Below are 19,258 nucleotides of genomic sequence, written 5' to 3' on the forward strand. Positions count from 1 at the left end.
GTGCCAGCCAGTCTCGCTGATCAGCCCAGAGGCAGTGAAGCGGCAACCCTGGCCATCGCCCTAGGCGCCAACCTGCCCAGCCGCTGCGGTGGCCCGATCGCCACCCTGATCGCCGTGCGGCCCCTGCTAGAAGCCAGCCTGCGCCAGTGGGGCCAGGGCCTCAGCTCGGGGCCTACCGGCTTCCGCTGGTCGCCTCTGTTTGAGACCGAACCCGTGGGCGGCCCCCCAGGCCAGCCGCCCTACATCAATGCGGTCCTAGTGGCGGACGGCCTGGTGGCAGGGCTGGGAGCTGATGGGGCAAGGGCAGCGGCCGGTGAAGCTCTACTGGAGCAATTGCAAGCGCTGGAGCATGACTTCGGCCGGGAGCGTCAGGCGCGCTGGGCCCCCCGCAGCATCGACCTCGACCTGCTCTGGTGGGGGGATCTGAACTGCCACACCCCACGCCTCCAGTTGCCCCACCCACTTTGGCGGCAGCGAGACTTTGTGCTGGCGCCGCTGGCTGCCCTGGCAGGCCTGGCCCCAGAACCTGGGTGCGCGGTGATCGCGCTAGCTGGCAGACCCGGCTGGCCAGAGCAGCTGGGGTAGCCCTGCGCGATGCTGGCCCCACTGACCCGCGACAAGCCCAGCCATGGCGCCCCTCCCCGCTCCTGAGCCCTCGCGTAACCTGGAAACTACCGCGGTGCTCGATGCCCGCAAGATCCGCTTTGAGGTCAACCGCGTCGAGCTGCCGATGGGCGTGGTGGGCACTTTTGGCTTGATCCGCCACCCCGGCGCCTCCTTGGCGGTGCCGGTGCTGGACGACGGCCGGGTGGTGGTGCTGCGCCAGTACCGCTTCGCCGTGGCCACCCGGCTGCTGGAATTTCCGGCCGGCACCCTCGATGAGGGCGAAGACCCGCTCAGCACCATGCAGCGGGAGCTGCAGGAGGAGGCCGGCTACAGCGCCAGCCGCTGGGATCCCCTGGGAGCCATGCTGCCCTGCCCGGGCTACTCCGACGAGGTCATCCACCTGTTCCTTGCCCGGGAGCTGACGCCGCTGGCCGAGCCCCCCGCCGGCGATGACGACGAGGACTTGGAGGTGCTGCTGATGGAGCCCGGCGAACTGGATGCGGCCCTGGCCAGCGGCGACGAGTATCTCGATGGCAAGAGCGTCACTGCCTGGCTGCGGGCCAAGCAACTGCTGGGGATCTAATGGCTCCGGAGCGCTGGCTTTTCTGGCATCGCCGCGACCTGCGTCTGGCCGACAACCGGGGCCTGGCGGCGGCCGCCGCCGCCACTCCAGCGGTGACGGGGGTGTTCGTGCTGGATCCCGCCATCCTCTCGGAGCCCAACATGGCCCCGGCGCGGCTGTGGTTTCTGTCTGAGAGCTTGCGGGAGCTGCAACAGGCCTGGCAGCAGGCCGGCAGCAGGCTGGTGATCCTGAGCGGCGACCCCGCCGAGCTATTACCCCGCCTGGCCGCTGGCCTGGGCGCCGAAGTGGTGGCCTGGAACCGGGACGTGGAGCCCTTCGGGCGCGAGCGCGACCGGCGGGTGGCGCGGGCGCTGCAGGCGGAGGGGCGCAAGGTGCTGGCCGACTGGGACCAGCTGCTGGTGGCGCCGGAGGCCATCAAAACCGGCGCCGGCGACCCCTACCGGGTTTATGGGCCCTACTGGCGCAGCTGGCGCCGCTGGGTGGAGGAGGCGAGCGCCCTCGGATCAGCAGCCTCGGGTGGCCTGGATCCCCTGCCGGCGCCGAGCGCCCTGATGGATTGCGATTCCGCCCAGCTCAGTGGGCTGCCACTGGTGAGCCCAGAGCTGGAGCATGGCTTTAGGGGCGCTGAGCTCTGCCCCTGCCGGCCCGGCGAACAGGCGGCCCAACAGCAGCTGCAGGCCTTCTGCGATGGCGATGGCCGCTCCATTGCGCTGCTGGGCTACGAACCGGGACGCAACATCCCAGGCGATGCGGGCACCTCAGGGCTCAGTGCCGCCCTCAAGTTCGGCACGCTCAGCCCAAGGCAGGCCTGGGCCGCCGCCCAGCAGGCCCGGCAGCTGGCCCGCAGCGAGGAGGAGCTGCACTCAATCCAGGTGTGGGAGCAGGAGCTGGCCTGGCGCGAGTTTTACCAGCAGGCACTGTTTCACTTTCCGGAGCTGGCCGAAGGGCCCTACCGGCCCCAGTGGCGCGCCTTCCCCTGGGACAACGACAACGGCTGGTTTGAGGCCTGGCGCGATGGACTCACGGGCATGCCGATCATCGACGCCGCCATGCGCCAGCTAAACGAGAGCGGCTGGATGCACAACCGCTGCCGCATGATCGTGGCCTCCTTCCTGGTGAAGGACCTGATCTGCGACTGGCGCTGGGGCGAGGCGGCCTTCATGGCGCGCCTGGTGGATGGCGACCTGGCCGCCAACAACGGCGGCTGGCAGTGGAGCGCCAGCAGCGGCATGGACCCCAAACCGCTGCGCATCTTCAACCCGGCCACCCAGGCCTCAAAATTCGATGCCGAGGGCACCTACATCCGCACCTGGCTGCCGGAGCTGCGCCATGTGGCCACCCGCGACCTGATCAGCGGCGAGATAGCCCCACTGGAGCGCCGCGGATACCCGGCACCTCTGGTGAACCACAAAATTCAGCAGGCCCGCTTCAAGGCCCTCTACGCCACGATCAAGGGCTGAGCCACCACGGTGCGCAGCACCTCAACCACCCGCTGCTGCTGCTCGCCGCTGAGCTCCGGGAAGATCGGCAGGCTCAGCACTTCAGTGCAGAGACGCTCGGTGACCGGCAGGGATCCGGGCCCGTAGCCCAGATCGGCATAGGCCGGCTGGCGGTGGATTGGGATTGGGTAATAGATGATCGTGCTGACCCCAGCATCCTGGAGCTGCTGCTTGAGCCAGTCGCGGCAGCAGGCCTCCGGCAAGCCAAAACTGGCGCTATCGGCAGCTGGCGTACAGGAGACACCGGAGTCAGCACAGGCCTGGGCCGCAGCGCACCGGGGCACCCTCAGAACGAACTGGTTCCAGCTATGGCCATCTGGGCCAAGCTCTGGCAAGGCCACACCGGAAAGGGCGGCCAAATGCTCGCGGTAGTGCCGGGCAATAGCACCGCGGCGCTCAACCCAGCGAGGCAGGTGGGGCAGCTTGACGTTGAGCACCGCCGCCTGCATGGCGTCAAGGCGGCTGTTGTAGCCCAGAGCCGTGTGCAGGTAGCGGCGGGGCATGCCGTGCACCGCCAGCTCCCGCATGGCCTGGGCCAGCTCGGCATCGCGGCAGGTGATCGCCCCTCCATCACCAGCGGCACCCAGATTCTTGGTGGGAAAGAAGCTGAAACAGCCCACATCCCCCCAGCTGCCCACGGGCCGGCCCGCCCAGCTAGCACCGGTGGCCTGGGCACAATCTTCGACCACCTTGAGGCCATGGCGCTCAGCGATGGCACACACCCGCTCCATGTCCACGGGCCGCCCAAACAGGTGCACCGGCAGCAGGGCCCGGGTGGCCGGCGTGATCGCCGCTTCCAACTGATCGAGATTGATCAGGTAGCTGCTCTCCTCCACATCGACAAACACCGGCGTGGCGCCCACGGCGCTGATCGCTTCGGCGGTGGCGAAAAAGCTGAAGGAAGCGGTGATCACCTCATCGCCTGGACCGATGCCCAAGCCCCGCAGGGCCAGAATTAGGGCGTCGGTGCCGCTGTTGCAGCCGATGGCATGGGGAACTCGACAGGCCTCAGCAAAATCCTGCTCAAAGCGGGCGATCGTGGCGCCGCCGATGTATTGACCGCTGCGCAAAACCTCGAGCACAGCCTGATCTAGAGCTGCTCCCAGCCCTTGAAGCTGCTCGCTAAGGCTGAACGGGGGCACTTGCATAGCGGGCAATTTACGCCTTTCAGGCCTACGCCTTGGTGGCCGGATGCCAGTTGGTGGTTGAGCCAAGTGGGGCCGGGCCATGATCAGCTCACCATGCGCCACGGGACCCCGGCGATGATCCCAGCTCGGCGAAGACAACATGTCCTGGCCAGTGGCCTTGCCAGCGTGGTCGGCACCGCCTTACTGAGCGCCTGCGTACCGGCCCACCGCCACCCCAGCTGGGCGATCTATCCGCTGCAGCGGCGCCTGCCCAACGACGGCCTGGCCGTGGTGAGTCAGCCCGATGGCTACGGCCTGCACATCTGGATCGACACCGACACCCGCCAGAGTGGCAGCTGCAAGCCCCGCTGGAGCGCCGATGCGGCCCGGCTGTTTAACGGCAACGGCACGGCCCCGTTCAGCTCGGGCCTGGCGCCACGTCAAGAGTTCTTTCAGGCCGTCGCCCGCCAGGGCGTGCGCCGGGCCCTGCGCCAGCAGAGCGAGGCCCTCTGTAAGCAACAGTCCCCCCGCAGCAGCTTCAGCTGGCTGGAGCCTCCCCGCAACGCCGCCGAAATCAAGCCAGAGCCCTACCCGCTGCTGGAGGAAGCCGACCTGCTCAGCGATCCCAACGACGTGCTGGAGCAGGAGGAGCGGCTGCTGAACCCCGCCCCCACAGCACCGGCTCAGCCCGGCGCCAGTAGCGACTGAAGCGGCGCAGATCCAGCGGTTCCGGCAGCGCCACGAAGGGTTCAGGCTCGAGCACCTGCAGGGGCAACTGGGCGGCGATCTGCTCCCGCAGCACGGCGAAACGCGGATCCACCGCAGCGCTGGTGACCACGCCATCAGCCCCATGGCGGCGAGCGAAGCTCAGCACCTGCTCCACCACGTCGCCGTGACGCAGGGTCACCGGCAGATCCAGCAGGCACTCATAGAGAAAGCCCAGCCGCTTGAGGCTGAGGCGCTGGGTCTCGATCAGCTCCCGGTCAAACACAAACACCGCCGGTGCCGCCGGATGGGCCCGCAACGCCGGGTTAGTGGGCCCTAGGGCCTCGCCATGGATCCAGAGCACGGGCTTCAACACGGGCTGGCTCCTGGGAATAGGTCTGCCTGCAACTGCTCGTAGCTGGCTTCAAAGGGGCAGCCCGCACCAGCCAGGGCGCAGTCGCGGCAAAAGCGGCCGGAGCTGAAGCGCTCCAGGTTTTCCCGGTTAAACATGTAGGGCTTGCTGCTGAAGCTGGAGGCCACCCACTGCCAGCTGAGGTTGTTGCTGGCCGGATCGCCATCGAGCAGATGCTGCAGAAACCAGCGGGCACCCGCCTGCCACTGGATCCGCCGCCAGTGCACCACATAGGCCGCCAGCCACATGCGGGCGTGGTTGTGCAGCCAGCCTGTGTGGATCAGTTCAGTGGCAAAGCCATCCACGCAGGCCAGGCCGGTGCGGGCCTCGAGCAGGTCGGCCGGCAGCGCGGCGGCGTAGCGCTCGGGGGGATGGCCGGTCTTAAGCGGCTCCTGGTCGCGCCAGATGCCATCGCCCAGCTGGCGCCAGAGCCGCTGCCAGTAGTCGCGCCAGCCCAGCTCGTTGATTAATTTTTGGGCCGCTACCGGCGGCTGGCCGCTGCGCTCCAGCCAGGCAAACACCGCCTCACGCACCTCCACCAGGCTGAGCACGCCGTGGCGGATATGGGGCGAGAGGCGCGTCACCGCCCCATCGAGGTGGTTGCGGCTGCGGCCATAGGCGGCCGGATCGATGGCGGCTAGCGCCGTTTCAGCCGCCCGGCGCCCGCCCTGAATCGGGCTCAACCCACCTGGGGCCTGGGGAAACAGCTGGCGCAGGGTCGCCTCCAGCGCATCGCGATTGGCGAACTGGCGGGGCAGATCGCCGGGTGGGAGAGAATCGCCCGATCGCATCGTTCCGGCTCCTGGCCACTGCTCCCATGCTCCTCGATCTGCGCGGCAAAAAGGCCCTGGTTACCGGCATCGCCAACAACAAGTCGATCGCCTGGGGCATCGCCCAGCAGCTGCATGCCGCCGGAGCGGAGCTGGGCGTGACCTACCTGCCAGATGAGAAGGGCCGCTTCGAGGGCAAGGTGCGCGAGCTCACCGCGCCGCTGGCACCCAGCCTGTTCGAGCCCCTCAACGTGCAGGACCACGCCCAGATCGAAGCCGTGTTCGATCGCGTCAAGGAGCAATGGGGCTCGATCGACGTGCTGGTGCACTGCCTGGCCTTCGCTGGCAAGGAGGAGCTGATCGGCGACTATTCCGCCATCAGCCCCGAGGGCTTCGCCCGGGCCCTGGAGGTGAGCGCCTACTCCCTGGCGCCCCTGTGCCGCTTCGCCAAACCCCTGTTCAACCCTGGCGCCAGCGTGATCACCCTGAGCTACCTGGGGGCCGAACGCGCCATCCCTAACTACAACGTGATGGGAGTGGCCAAGGCGGCCCTGGAGGCCTCGGTGCGCTATTTGGCGGCTGAGCTGGGCCCCGAGAAGCAGGTGCGCGTCAACGCCATCAGCGCCGGACCGATCCGCACCCTGGCCAGCAGCGCCATCGGCGGCATCCTCGACATGATCCACAACGTGGAGGCCAAAGCGCCTCTGCAGCGCACCGTGACCCAGGAGGAAGTGGGCAGCACCGCCGCCTTCCTGGCCAGCCCCCTGGCCTCCGGCATCACCGGCCAGGTGATCTATGTGGACGCCGGCTACTGCATTACGGGGATGTGAGCGCCACACTGGCCCCAACGGAGATCCCCATGCGCACCGGCAGCATCCACCGCGTCACCGGCGAAACAGACGTGCGCGTGAGCCTGGGGCTCGACGGCAGCGGCCGCTGCGCAGTGAATACGGGCGTGCCCTTCCTTGACCACATGCTCCACCAGATCAGCAGCCACGGCCTGATCGACCTGGAGATCAAGGCGGTGGGGGATACCCATATCGACGATCACCACACCAATGAAGACGTGGGCATTGCCGTGGGCCAGGCCCTGGCCCAGGCCCTGGGCGAGCGGCGCGGCATCCACCGCTTCGGTCACTTCCTGGCGCCGCTGGATGAGGCCCTGGTGCAGGTGGCTCTCGACTGCAGCGGCCGGCCCCACCTCAGCTACGGGCTAACGATCCCGGCCCAGAAGATCGGCAGCTACGACACCGAGCTGGTCAAGGAGTTTTTCGTGGCGGTGGCCAACAACGCCGGCCTCACCCTGCACATCCGCCAGCTGGATGGGGTGAATTCCCACCACATCGTGGAGGCCAGCTTCAAGGCGTTCGCCCGGGCGCTGCGCCAGGCGACGGAGCTCGATCCACGCCGGGCAGGTGCGGTGCCGAGCAGCAAGGGTGTGCTGGAGCGCGCTGGCAGCTGAGCTGCCGCTGGAGCACCAACAACGACGTAAATATAGCCAAGCCGATATTTGCCAGCCGAAACATGCGCGGCATAGATGCTGCGATTTAACAACAAACCTGGAGCGATTACGGGGATCCAGAAAGCAGCCATCATCAATTGTGCTTCCTAAGTTAAGAAGGTGATGTCAGCCAATCGAATAGTTCAATACCCACAGAGAACTTCTCGCCCAAACCGTCGCAAGCAGTGAGCCACAAAAAAGCAAATACAATCATGCGGCAGCGCTAAACGCATGGGCAGGGATCTTGCTGTAGCGCATTGGTACAGCCAGATTCTACCTGCCGGAGCTTTGATGACGCAAAGCTGACTGCTGACATCACGCCATCCATTACACCAGGGTGATTCCCCATGGAGAAGCGTAATTCAAAGGAAAAGCAGAACAATCCCATGCAAGATTTGTTGGTTGCATGGAGTGGCAACCAACGGCGCTCCAGCTGGGTAGATCAGATTTTGCCAACCGTCAGGCCCGACACAGCTCCTGACACGGGCATTGCGAACAGTCAGGCGTCGGCTGCCGGCAACCCAAGGGTCAGCACCGACAAGGCCGATTACGCACCTGGTGAAACAGCAGTCATCAGTGCCAGCGGCTTCAGACCAGGCGAAACGATCACCTTTGCGATTGCCGACGATCCCCTAGATCCCGGCGATGATGGCGATGCCGACGCCTATGCCCCATTCAGCATCACCGATGGTGGCGAAGGGGATCTCGACGGCCAAAGGAATGGCAAAGTAACAACCAGCTGGCAGGTGCCCAGCGATGATGATGGCAGTGGCAGCGGTACGCCGGATGCACTGAATGCCACGCTCCTACTCACTGCGAGTACCAGTGGTGGACAGATTGCGAACACAACATTCACCGATTCAGGACTTTATCTCGTTACCGAAAAAAGCGATTACGCGCCTGGAGATGAAGCCCTAATCCTGGCCTCTGGCTTCAGGGCAGGAAGCACGATTGAATTCAGCGTTGAAGTCCTCAGCCCAGGCCTCGACACAATCTACGGAACTACCGATGATGTGATTGACGCAGCAGCAACCGCTCTACTTGGAGAAACTCCTTGGACTGTGATCGACGGAAGCCCGCTCGACCTGGACAATGCTATCGATGGCACGGTTGAAACAAGCTGGTTCGTCGATGCCGACGCGCAGGGCCGCACACTCAGACTGACAGCCAGAGGATTTGGTGTCGATGGTTTAAAAAATACAGCAGACGACGAGGTGGCCATCACCTCGTTCACGGACGCGCAAGGGAGTTTCTCCAAGCCCTACGCCCACTGGGCGGATTTTCCCCTGCCCGGGGATTGGAACAACAACATTCTCAACGACAACAAATCCAACTACTTCGAAGGCGAGGTGATTCCCCATGTCTTCATGTATGGGGCTTCCAACAACGCGCAACTCGTGAATGGAGAATCCTACTCATTCAACGTTACGTACAACTACTACCAGCAAAACACCGATGCCGGCGGCTTTGCGTACATGACAGAGTACGACCTAAGCCGGCAGCCCAACGTTTTCGACTGGGCTACTCCTGCGATCACGCCAGTTGTTGACAGTATCTTCACCAACAGCGGCGGCATAACTGACGGCAACGGTGGCGCGGATGGCGGTGCGAACTTCTGGACGGTCGATGCCGACATCACCGCCGTGAGCGGTGTGACTTACACGGGTACCGGAACCAAGGATGGGGTCGTTACGATCACGTTCACCTACACAGGGGAAACGACCGGGAACGGTTATGCGGCGATCTACTACGGACTGTACATAGCCCAACCCGGCGAGGTGCCCGATCAGAATGCAGGAACGACAAACGGTGCTGCCGCCTGGAGCGGTGGCTCGCTGCAGACAACAGTCGATATCGGCGGCTCGGGCGCTACCTCGATCCAGCTGGCACCGAGCGCAATCATTCAGGGAGAGATCAGCGGCCTGAAGTTCAACGACCTAAATGGCAACGGTGTCAAGGAGAGCGGCGAACCAGGCCTTGCGGACTGGACGATCTACCTTGATGACGACACAGACACGACTAACGGCAACCTTGGCTTTGTCCTGACTGCTGATGGAATCACCGACGATCTAGATGGCAACGGCTCAATCGATCCGTTGGGCTTCTACTACTTCTCGGTGACACCCGGCACGTACTACATTTACGAAGAGGATCGGGACGGCTGGGTTCAAACAGCCCCATCAACGATCTCCTACGGACCGCTGGTTGTCAGTGCCGATACGCCAACGTATCTGAACAAGGACTTCGGCAACCGGATCGCAGAAACCAATGTAGGACTGGAAGGCCATAAGTTTCACGACCTGAATGGCGACGGAAGTTGGCAACAACCTGGCGAACCTGGGTTGGCAGGTTGGACGATTTATCTAGACCTTGACAATGACAACTCATTTGACGAAGGCGAGCCCTTTGATATCACCGCTGATGACGGAGGCTGGGCGATCACAGCCGAGCTGGTAGATGGCACTTACTACCTGCGAGAAGAGCTTGAAGACGGATGGATTCAGAGCAACCCCACCACCGCTGTCGACGGGGAGTACAGAATTGAGGTGCTCAATGGAGCATTCACAATATTCAACGGTGACGTCCAGGTTGTTAGTGGAGATGTTGACTTTGGCAACTTCCAACAAGCAACCAAGTCCGGTACCAAGTACGAGGACCTGAATGCCAATGGCATCCTCGATGACGGTGATACCGCTCTCGCTGGCTGGACCATCTACATCGATGCCAACGCCAACGACACTCTCGATGACGGTGAAATCTCCACCATCACCGACGGCAACGGCAACTACTCCTTCTCTCTTGATCCCGGCACCTACACCTTCCGGGAAGTCCTCCAGGACGGCTGGTTCCAGTCCGGTCCTGATGGCGGTGAATACACCGAAACCTTCACGTCCGGTTCTTCCTCCACTGAAAATAACTTCTTCAACTTCAGGCAAGCAACCAAGTCCGGTACCAAGTACAATGATCTCAACGGAAACGGCACTCGAGACGATGGCGAGCCTGGCCTAGAAGGTTGGACCATTTACATCGATGCCAACGCTAACAACATCTTCGATATAGGTGAGACGTCGACCATCACCGACGCGAACGGCAGCTACTCCTTCTCTCTTGATCCAGGCACCTATACCTTCCAAGAAGTCAACCAAAGTGGCTGGGTTCAAACTCAAGGTGGCTACACGGAAACCCTGATCTCCGGAGAAATTTCTGAAAACAACAATTTCGGCAACTGGCAGCCTGGAGTATGCGGATTGACCCCAGGCTTCTGGGGTCAACACCTATGGGCATGGGATGGCAATCCCACTACAGACGGCCAAGTGGATAAGCAAGGGCGAACTCTGGCCTCGAAACTCGTCAGTGATGAAGTTCTGAGCTTCGAGGATGTTCTCATTGCCATTGACAGCAATAGAGACAATAGCTTCACCGAGTTGGACATCAAAGGCGTTTTGGTCGGAGACACGAATCTGAATGGCTTATGGGATGACGCGGCAAATGTATTCTTTACACTTAATGATGCCCAGAATCTGATCAACCCCAGCACAAACCTCGTGAATGCAGATCAGCGAAGCAAGATGGCTCGAGATGTGATTGCGGCTCAGCTCAATCTGCAAAATGGTGCAACCGCAGACAGCGGAGTGAAAGATCTCATTACTGGAGCGGCTCTATGGCTGACGGCAGGTGAACCATATAACAGCTTTACGGGTAAGAACAGCAGCTTGACAGGGGATGTTGATACTCTGATTCAGGCAGGAGAACCAGCAGCAGGTGGCTGGGCAGACACCAAATACACAAATCAAGGTGTCTTTAATGGCTTTGCAGGCTCAGCAGTTACGGCCAAAATGGCTGCCTGGCAGCAAGAAAAATCATATGAGGATTGCTCTCTCTCAGCTTCTGAAATCCACGAAACACTTGATGACTTCAATAACTGTCTTATCACTACTGGTATCGACGTATCCACGCAACAGCCCCTAGTGATGGCTCTAGCCGGTGACGGCAATGATGGAAATTACCAGGATGATCGCGCAATCGGCACTGGAAGCATGACCATCTTCACTGATTTCATGACTGTTGCTAATCTCGTTTGAACTGCAGGCAAATATAGATAAAGGGGTGGGCTTCGCCCATCCCTTTTTATTGGCAATGGAGCAATTAACAGCCGACCCAGGGCTATTAGTAGTAAAAATTTCTTTATAAATGCGTGCAGAGCAACACTCCTTCACACATAGAACATCCCTTTGAGCTTCTTGAAGACCACATTCAGCAGTGGCGAGCCCCATTCTCCATGGCCTTTCTCCGCAACCGTTATTCAGCAGCTCTCCCCATTGCTGTTGTGTCCCATGTCTCTATGATCACGAACTGCGCCACAGTCCATCCCCTGCCTCACGGCATCTTTGGTGCTGACGATCGCATCCCGGTCGACTCAAGTCGTTGGCCTTGGCAGGCGATTGGCATTGTGCAGCGACGATTCGGCGGTGCCTGTTCCGACACCCTCATCGCCCCCAGCGTGGTGCTCACGGCGGCCCACTGCACGTACGACCAACGCAATAGACGGGCCCTTCAGGCAGCTGATCTGCGCTTCCTGACGTCAGGTCAGCTTGGACAGACCGCACACACGCCATCGCCCTCCACCATTGCCGGCATCGTGCGCCCATCTCTAGGCCATGGCCAGCGCAATCCAACGATCAAGAACATGGCAACCGATTGGGCCTTGATCGTGCTTCGTGCCCCCTCCCCCTGCGGCCCATCCCCCTGCGGGTTGCCCGTCTCCCCGACGGCCAACCGATCGCTCGTGCGGGATTCAGCGAAGGCGATCGCCTCACGCTGGTGCCTGCCTGCTGGATCCTTTACCGCGATCCAGCTGATCGCTTCTGGTTCACTGACTGCGATACCCTCGCAGGCGATTCCGGCTCACCGGTGCTCGCTGGAGAAGGGAATGGCATCACCGTGGTGGGCGTCAGCTCCGGTCTCCTCAAGGACGACCGGGGCAGACCTGGCAGCGTGGTGGTGCCAGCCCGCATGATTTGGACTCGAATCCAAAAGTTGAGGGTTCCAGGATCGAACCAGAGGCTCTTGACCAGGCTGGCCGATCAGAAGATGGCCAATGTGGACAAGCTACCGGCATAACCGGTGATCTCGATCACGCTGTCGCTGCTCGCATTGAACCCTGCTCTGCCGTCATTGAGCGCCAGGAAGGTGCGCAGGTTGCCGCCATCTCCAAAAGTAAACGTGGAAGCTCCATTCTTGGCGAAGGTCTTGCTGGTCAGCAAGGCTCCAATACCGGCAACATCTAGGGTCTTCACCATCCCGAGCTGTCTGGGATTGATGGCGGAGCTTCGAGTGAAGGGACTGTCAATCGTATCGACACCGGCCTGAAGGTTGGTGATTCGATCAGGCGTAACGCTCCAAAAGGCATCACTGAGACGGTTCAAAGTGAAGCTATCGGTGCCGCTTGTGCCGGTGAGGATGTCAGCCTGAGTGGTGAAGACCAGTGGAGCAGCAACGGAATCGTCGTTGCTGATCGTGCCGGTTACGGCGTTGGTGGTTCCGATGCTGTAGCCCGTGCCAGGAGCAAGCAGCAAGCTCACGGTTTCATCAGGTTCCACAATGCTGTCAGCCGTGGGATCGATCACAACAGTGGCTGTGGATGCATTCGCAGCAAAAGTCACACTCTGGCTGCTACCTGCCTTTAAACCGATGTAGTCGCTGGCATTGGTGGCGGTTCCCGTTACCGTGAAGTTAACGCTCAGCGACTGGGCGCTGGCCTGCGATCGGGTGAACGTATAAACTATATTTGCGCTGCCATCCTCATTTACAAGGATGGGAGAGAGGCTCAGTGTGATCACGGGGCTTGTTGTGACATCCGGCGCCGATGTAATCGTGCCACTGATCCAAAAATCACCAATGCTGGCGTAGTCGGTATAGCCAGTCGGCATACTGGCTGATGGGTCCCCAAAGCCCACACCGTCCAGCTTCAGGAAGTAGGTGCCCGTTGAGAGCCCCTGCAGAGACATTGATGTAGCCAGTCCGGGGTCATTGGAGGTGTAGAGAAGGTTGCTATTACTGTCATAGAGCTGCACCTCGAGATCAAGGCTGGCTGCATTGTCGGGATATGGAGTGGTGGAGCGAACATCACTTGTATTACCGAGATAGGCAGTATAACTTCCTCCCCAGACGCCATCTTCATCCACATAGGCTCGATACCAGTATGGACTAAAGCTGAGGTCTAGATTGCCGAAGTCGAGAATTTCAAAGGAATAGTAGTCGAGATCATAACGGGTTTCAATGGTGCCGAACTGGCCGACTGTTTCTCCCACGATTGACAGCGGAGCGGCAGCCAAGGCGCTATTGCCCACCAGATCAGGCCGATAAGAGAATCCGTTACCGCCAACGATTACGGCCAGATCACCATCACCTTTGCCGTAATTAGCGGTGCTACCAGTATTGTTACTGCCCGTATAAGTTCCATCGTCCCAGGTGGTGACGTTACGATTGTAGCTCCCTCCCATGATCGGGGCCCAGCTGGTCTCGCCTGTGCCGCCATGCCCTGTGTAGTAGGTGGTACTGGCGGTCCCATCGTGTGACAGCCCTAACGCATGGCCCACTTCGTGGCTGATTGTCTCACTGACTCCGATGAGCGTTTTGTTGTAGATAAACACAGGAGTGTCTGTGCTCGAGTTGAAACTTCCGACAAATGCAATTCCAGCCGCCGTCGAAGAAGAAGGTCCGTAACTGCTAATCACCGCCCGTACTCCCCAGCTTTCATCACTGCTTCCTGACCGCGCCAGCCAATCAGCAGGCGGCTCCTGCAATGTCACATTGACATCAAACGGGGAAAAATCGTTTGCCACCCGTTGCCAGATCTGCTGGATAGAGATGAGTTCACTATCACTGAAACGAGTGGGGTCGCCATTCGTGTCGTAGGCAGGAGAGTAGAAAGAACTCCCCATCGTGGAATTGTTCCATGATGTGCCGCTTGTGGTATGGCCATTGAAGTCAAGATAGATAATCTTCGAGGCACCTGGATGGGAGTTCAGCCTGAATGTGAAGCCTAGATCCAGAAGTGGAGTCGATGACACCACTCCCTGAGTGGAATCCAGACCCAGCAACGCCTCGGGAGCGAGTTCAATGCAGATCTTCTGGGGGGAATCCGTTTGATGCCGGGAGTCATGATCCCCCTCTGAATGGTCGTACGATTGTTCCTGTGATTGCTTCTCAGTCACCCACTGGTGTGCACCAGAGTGAGCGGCTGCGGACAGGACTGTGCTAGCGACTTGAGGATCCTGGCTGTTCAGACCCTGCTGGCTCGCCTGTTTGCCATCGCGCTCATAAGTCTGATTTTCTACCTCATCGTCCACCTCTGTTTGGCTTTGGAGGGCTTTCGGTGTGCTGATGACGTGGTCACTCTGGCGTTCACGTCTGTTTGCTTGTTCAAAGATCCAGGGCAATGCAAGGGGCAGATGTTCAATGTGGCGGGCCATCAGGAGGTCCCGCTGCGAGGCGGGTGAATCAGATGCGATCAGCCTCCAATCCACCACTGATCTGCGTCAAAGCCGCAGGACATCTGAAGCAGCTCGCCGAGGCCCAGCACCAGCAGAAACGCCCTGCGCTGCAAACTGTTCCGGTTGTCTCAGACCTCCAACAGGAGCCCATCGGATCCGTAAACCGATTTACACCGCACCGGTTAGCACCGCTTCAGGGCTTTGCAACGGCGTGCCTTGCCATCAAAAAGCCAGGGTCTAGCCCCGGCAGGAATAGTGCTGTTAGCTCGATCAAGTTGCGGTGGCGATCGCTGCTTCAGTAGTGATGATCACCATTTCCATCAGGGCTATCTCCACTGGTACCTACAGAGAATTCAGCATTCTCTTCCTCACTCATGGCCTTGCGCAGGCTTGCGCCGTAGGTTTGCTTGGCTGCCTGCAGATGACGCAGCTCAAATTGCTGCTGGGCAATTTGTTGCTCCAATCGCATCATGTCTTGGAGAAGCAATTGGGCAGTGCGCGGCAACTCAGAAAATTCATAGTCTCGATCATTGAAGTTCAGCTTCAGATTAGGCTGCGGTGCCGTCGTTGTGGTCATTGGGGAAGTATCCAGAGGGCCCATCGGCGAGCTGCACCGATACTGCTTCATAGACACGCGTATTCGCCTTGCCGGGCTGGCAGCATTTCTGCTGCAACCGTACATCGCTTAGATCTATTTTACCTCTGGCATTGTCACGCTATTAGCAAGAAACCCGTCAGCCACGGTGAGAAGACAGCATGGCTGGTGATTCACCACCTACAACCGAGGGAGCTCTAAGTTCATCCTTGGTGGGGGAACTGACCAGCGCACGTTGCGGTGCTCAAATTTGGTGGCTGGAGGATGACCGCCACCTCTGCCGCCTGGTCGAAGCTCGGCTGCGAGCATGCGGCTGGCGCCTAACCCTCTTCCACAAGAGCCAGGACCTGTTAGACGCCCTCCACCAGGATCAGCCGGATCTGCTGATCCTCGACCGCCTCCTGCCGGGGATAAATGGCATTGCACTACTGCAAAGCCTGCGCCAAAAACGCCATGCATTCCCCGTGCTGATGCTCTCGGCCATGGGTTCGGCGGACGAACGGATCGAAGGCCTAGCACTCGGAGCCAACGACTACCTAACCAAGCCGTTTCGCTGCCGCGAATTGATTTGGCGTCTTGAGCGGTTACTGCAGGGGGGGCCGCCGCCACTAATACATGGCTCCTCGCGGGAAGGGGGCGTACCCCTCGGCCCCATGGCGCTCGACCGGCGCAAGTGTTGCCTACGCGATGCCGCCGGAATGGAGTTTCCCCTCTGCCGCGGCGACATCGCCCTCCTGCTGACTTTGTTGGAAATGCCAGGCACGGTGCGCAGCCGTGAACAGCTAGCCCGGGCCAGTGGCTCCATGGTGAATGTCACCGAGAGCCGCTCCCTCGATGTGCGCCTCTCACGGCTGCGGCGCCTGCTGCAGCGCCTCTCAGCGGGAGACGTGAGCATCGAAGCGGTGCGCGGGATTGGCTACCGCCTCAAGATGCCCAGTTTTGGCTCCAATCAAGAGGCCCTGGTCTCGATCGTGATCCTGGGCATGAGTATCAGCCTGTTGGGCCTGCGGACGCTGCTGGCCTTCCCCCCCGGACTGCTTTGGGCCATTGGGGTGGGTGGGCTCCTGATCACGGCGCTGGTGCAGCGGCGCCGCATCGTGCGGTTGGAGGAACAGCAAGCAGATCAAGCACTGGAGGCGACCGAACAGCGAGCCCACTGGCAGACGCTGCTGCACGACCAGACAGCTCCGCTGACGCGACTGGTGCTGCGAGTGGAGGAGCTTCAGCCAAATCAACCCCCTGACCAGGAGCTGGTGGAGGGTCTCAGCTGTGATCTCGAGCTGCTGCGCGAGCTGCAGGAGCAAATGGGACCATCGCGAGGCCAACCCGGTTCCCTGACGGGCAGCCAGGCTGTTGAGCTGGCGGACCTCTGCCAGCAGATCGCCCGCCACTACCGCCGTGATTTCGTACAGCTGGCGGTACCCACGCTGAGGCTTCACCTGGAAGTAAATCAGCTAAGGCGGGTGCTGCACAACCTGATCGACAACGCGCTGGAACACGGCAGCCCTCCGGTACACATTCGCGCCTATCCCGAGCCGGGAGGTCTGGTGCTTGAGGTGGAGGACCGTGGGCCAGACATGGTCAAGGTGGCTTCCGACCTGGCAGGTGGATGGCCCCATGGGGGCCTGGGCCTGGCCTTGGCAATAGATTTCTGTCGTCGCCATGGCGGACGGTTGGAGCTTGAGCCGCAGACCGACGGTGGGCTGCTAGTGCGGTTGCGACTTGGTCATGACTGTGTGCTGAGCTAAACAACCTTCTGAGATCGAATAACTAGTCCGGACTGGACTCCCGCGACCACAAAAACAACCCCAGCCGCTCGGCGTCCGCCATCGTCTGCTCCGCATCCAGCAACAGGGCACTGCGGGCTTCCCAGGCGATGCCCGCCAACCCAGCCGCCGCGGCTTTCGCCACGGTGGTGGGACCGATGCCGGGCAGGTCCATGCGCCGGTCTTGGTTGAGCTTGGGGGCCTTGTAGAGCACGCCGGAGCGGCCCGTTTCCGGTCGCTCCGGGCGCGTGGCTGCCACCCACTCGAGCATGGCGTCGGTACCGGGCAGCGCTTCGGTGGCCAGGCACAGCCCCTTAGCCACCACCGCTCCCTGGCCCACATCCACCTGGGAAATGGCCTCAACGATGTAAGCGGCACGCTCCACATCGGCCCGGTCCAGATCGCTCGGCACGGTGCTGGCATACAGGCCCGGCTCCGGCAGCAAATTTGGAGCCACATCTTCGATGCCCACCACCTTCAGGCCGTGCTCCTCGATGATCTGGGCCAGGGCCCGCAGGGAGGCATCGTCGCCATTGCGCAGCGAGGCCAGGATGCGCGGCGCCGCCATCAAGGTGGAGCCCTCAAAGCGCAGCAGGTTGAGCGAGCGCGGCCGCACAAACTTGCCCACCATCACGATCTGCTCGATGCCGCGCTGCTGCAGCGACTTGATGAAAGCGATCGAGCGCTCGAAGAAAAACTCCTCAGCCGCCGGCACCTCCACCTCCAGGCCGTGGGGGTAGCAGGCGATATGGGGCCGCCCCGCACGGCTGAGAGCCTCCGAGAGCATCCGAGGCAACACGCCCTCACCAGCAATGATCGCGACGGTCGGATCACCCATCAGGGCCGAAACTGCTCCGCGTCTTGTTGCCTGGTTAGTCAAAGGCCCTACACCCTGGCCTGGCCCCCATCGGTGGACAGGTCCTGTGGCGTCATGGCCTCAAGCAGGGCCTCAGGGGTGAGTCGCTGATCGGCTTGCTCAGTGCCAGCGCGCAGATCCTTGAGCCCCACCAGCCCCTCTAGCGCCTCCTGCTCGCCGATAACCGCCGCCCAGCGGGCCCCGGAGCGGTCGGCCCGCTTGAACTGCTTACCGAAGGCCGCGCCACTGGCATCCCTCTCCACCGCCAGTCCGGCCTGGCGGCAGCGCCGCGCCAGGGCCAGAGCCAGCGCTGCCGCGGCCTCGCCACGGCTGACCACATAAAGATCGAGGGCGGGGGCGGCAGCCAGCGGGGCCTCGGCCTGGCTGAGCAGCAACACCAGCCGCTCCATCCCCAGGGCCCAGCCGATCGCCGGCGTGGCCGGCCCGCCCAGCTGCTGCACCAGGCCGTCGTAGCGACCACCACCGCACACGGTGGCCTGCGCCCCCAGCTGGCTGCTGGTGATCTCAAAGGCGGTGTGGCTGTAGTAATCGAGGCCCCTTACCAGCCGGGGGTTGAGCACAAAAGGAATCCCCAGGGCCGAGAGGGCCTGCTGCACCGCCGCAAAGCGGGCCTGGCTCGCGTCGCTGAGAGCGGACGCCAGGCTGGGGGCCGCCGCCAGCAGGGCCTGCGTATCGGGGTTCTTGCTGTCCAGCACCCGCAGGGGGTTGCTGTGGATGCGGGCCTGGGAATCGGCATCGAGCTGGTCGCGCCGCTGCTCCAGCCAGGCCACCAGCAGCTCACGGTAGCAGGCCCGGTCTTCGCTGCTGCCGAGGGAATTGAGCTGCAGCTCCAGCCCGCCCACCCCCAGCTCGGCCAGCAGATCCCAGGCCACAGCAATGGCCTCGACGTCGCTGCAGGCATCGGCAAAACCGAGCAGCTCAAGCCCAATCTGGTGGAACTGACGCAGCCGGCCCGCCTGGGGGCGCTCGTAGCGGAACATCGGCCCGCCGTACCAGAGGCGCTGGGGACCCTGGCTCAACAGGCCGTGCTGGATCGCCGCCCGCACCACCGACGCCGTGCCCTCCGGCCGCAGGGTGCAGCTGCGCTCACCGCGATCGAGAAAGGTGTACATCTCCTTGCCCACCACGTCGGTGGCCTCGCCGATGCCGCGGGCAAACAGCTCGGTGACCTCCAGCAGGGGGGTGCGGATCTCAGTTATGGCACTGCGGCGGAAGTGCTCGCGGGCCGTAGCTTCAATGTGCTGCCACAGGCGAATCTGCTCTGGCAGCAGATCGGCCATGCCACGCAGGCTCTGCAGCGATGCCAAACCGAAAGCAGCAA

At 61.8% G+C, this 19,258-nt stretch carries 16 protein-coding genes and 1 pseudogene; 10 read left to right on the top strand and 7 right to left on the bottom strand.

Annotated features, from left to right (window positions below; all coding sequences use genetic code 11):
* From folK to KBY73_RS00540, 3 genes are read left to right on the top strand one after another with little or no spacing between them, the layout of a single operon-like run.
* Entirely contained in the window at positions 1–585 is a 585-nt protein-coding gene (gene folK, locus KBY73_RS00530) for a 2-amino-4-hydroxy-6-hydroxymethyldihydropteridine diphosphokinase (RefSeq protein WP_254935176.1), read from the top strand.
* A 43-nt stretch (positions 586–628) separates the two neighbouring features.
* On the top strand, positions 629–1,189 hold the full coding sequence (locus KBY73_RS00535; protein ID WP_254935177.1) for an NUDIX domain-containing protein: 561 nt from the start codon (positions 629–631) through the stop codon (positions 1,187–1,189).
* Positions 1,189–2,649: an FAD-binding domain-containing protein gene (locus KBY73_RS00540; RefSeq protein WP_254935178.1), complete on the top strand. Its 1,461-nt coding sequence runs from the start codon at positions 1,189–1,191 to the stop codon at positions 2,647–2,649. The genes KBY73_RS00535 and KBY73_RS00540 overlap by 1 nt, the downstream gene beginning before the upstream one ends.
* Here KBY73_RS00540 and KBY73_RS00545 read toward each other — a convergent pair.
* Positions 2,628–3,836 (bottom strand): DegT/DnrJ/EryC1/StrS aminotransferase family protein, encoded by a 1,209-nt coding sequence (locus KBY73_RS00545; protein WP_254935179.1) that lies wholly within the window; start codon positions 3,834–3,836, stop codon positions 2,628–2,630. The two genes, KBY73_RS00540 and KBY73_RS00545, sit on opposite strands and share 22 nt — an antisense overlap.
* A gap of 165 nt (positions 3,837–4,001) precedes the next feature.
* Between KBY73_RS00545 and KBY73_RS00550 the strand changes: the two genes are divergently transcribed.
* Positions 4,002–4,523 carry a hypothetical protein gene (locus KBY73_RS00550; RefSeq protein WP_315858389.1) on the top strand — a complete coding sequence of 174 codons (522 nt, stop codon included), beginning with the start codon at positions 4,002–4,004 and terminating at the stop codon, positions 4,521–4,523.
* Here KBY73_RS00550 and KBY73_RS00555 read toward each other — a convergent pair.
* Together KBY73_RS00555 and KBY73_RS00560 are read right to left on the bottom strand one after the other, a co-directional pair.
* A complete protein-coding gene (locus tag KBY73_RS00555; protein WP_254935180.1) occupies positions 4,432–4,896 on the bottom strand; it encodes a hypothetical protein in 465 nt (154 codons plus the stop codon). The genes KBY73_RS00550 and KBY73_RS00555 overlap by 92 nt on opposite strands.
* Positions 4,890–5,723 carry an FAD-binding domain-containing protein gene (locus tag KBY73_RS00560; protein ID WP_254935181.1) on the bottom strand — a complete coding sequence of 278 codons (834 nt, stop codon included), beginning with the start codon at positions 5,721–5,723 and terminating at the stop codon, positions 4,890–4,892. Before KBY73_RS00560 ends, KBY73_RS00555 begins: the two co-directional genes overlap by 7 nt.
* A 26-nt stretch (positions 5,724–5,749) precedes the next feature.
* Here KBY73_RS00560 and fabI point away from each other — a divergent pair, with 26 nt between their 5' ends.
* The 5 genes and pseudogenes from fabI (at position 5,750) to KBY73_RS00580 (ending at position 12,324) form a co-directional block, all read left to right on the top strand.
* Positions 5,750–6,532, top strand: a complete 783-nt coding sequence (gene fabI, locus KBY73_RS00565; RefSeq protein WP_254935182.1) for an enoyl-ACP reductase FabI — start codon at positions 5,750–5,752, stop codon at positions 6,530–6,532.
* Positions 6,533–6,561: 29 nt separating this feature from the next.
* Positions 6,562–7,164 carry an imidazoleglycerol-phosphate dehydratase HisB gene (gene hisB, locus KBY73_RS00570; RefSeq protein ID WP_254935595.1) on the top strand — a complete coding sequence of 201 codons (603 nt, stop codon included), beginning with the start codon at positions 6,562–6,564 and terminating at the stop codon, positions 7,162–7,164.
* 386 nt (positions 7,165–7,550) lie between these two features.
* Entirely contained in the window at positions 7,551–11,285 is a 3,735-nt protein-coding gene (locus tag KBY73_RS00575; RefSeq protein ID WP_254935183.1) for a collagen binding domain-containing protein, read from the top strand.
* Positions 11,286–11,545: 260 nt separating this feature from the next.
* Positions 11,546–11,878, top strand: a pseudogene (locus KBY73_RS15095) (trypsin-like serine protease); the annotation flags it as partial.
* Positions 11,879–11,901: 23 nt separating this feature from the next.
* Positions 11,902–12,324 (top strand): serine protease, encoded by a 423-nt coding sequence (locus KBY73_RS00580; protein ID WP_254935184.1) that lies wholly within the window; start codon positions 11,902–11,904, stop codon positions 12,322–12,324.
* Here the strand turns inward: KBY73_RS00580 and KBY73_RS00585 are convergent.
* Together KBY73_RS00585 and KBY73_RS00590 are read right to left on the bottom strand one after the other, a co-directional pair.
* Entirely contained in the window at positions 12,288–14,678 is a 2,391-nt protein-coding gene (locus tag KBY73_RS00585) for a bluetail domain-containing putative surface protein (RefSeq protein ID WP_254935185.1), read from the bottom strand. The two genes, KBY73_RS00580 and KBY73_RS00585, sit on opposite strands and share 37 nt — an antisense overlap.
* A 316-nt stretch (positions 14,679–14,994) precedes the next feature.
* Complete coding sequence (locus KBY73_RS00590) at positions 14,995–15,276, bottom strand: hypothetical protein (RefSeq protein WP_254935186.1); 282 nt, start codon at positions 15,274–15,276, stop codon at positions 14,995–14,997.
* Between the two features lie 230 nt (positions 15,277–15,506).
* Between KBY73_RS00590 and KBY73_RS00595 the strand changes: the two genes are divergently transcribed.
* Positions 15,507–17,042: a response regulator gene (locus tag KBY73_RS00595; protein WP_254935187.1), complete on the top strand. Its 1,536-nt coding sequence runs from the start codon at positions 15,507–15,509 to the stop codon at positions 17,040–17,042.
* 22 nt (positions 17,043–17,064) lie between these two features.
* Here the strand turns inward: KBY73_RS00595 and KBY73_RS00600 are convergent, their stop codons facing one another.
* A complete protein-coding gene (locus KBY73_RS00600; protein WP_254935188.1) occupies positions 17,065–17,898 on the bottom strand; it encodes an LpxI family protein in 834 nt (277 codons plus the stop codon).
* A gap of 47 nt (positions 17,899–17,945) precedes the next feature.
* The gene (gene hisS, locus KBY73_RS00605; protein WP_254935189.1) at positions 17,946–19,244 is read right to left on the bottom strand and encodes a histidine--tRNA ligase; all 1,299 of its coding nucleotides are present in this window, start codon (positions 19,242–19,244) and stop codon (positions 17,946–17,948) included.
* Positions 19,245–19,258: the final 14 nt, after the last annotated feature.

The organism is Cyanobium sp. Tous-M-B4, from assembly GCF_024345395.1.
Lineage (GTDB): Bacteria > Cyanobacteriota > Cyanobacteriia > PCC-6307 > Cyanobiaceae > Cyanobium_A.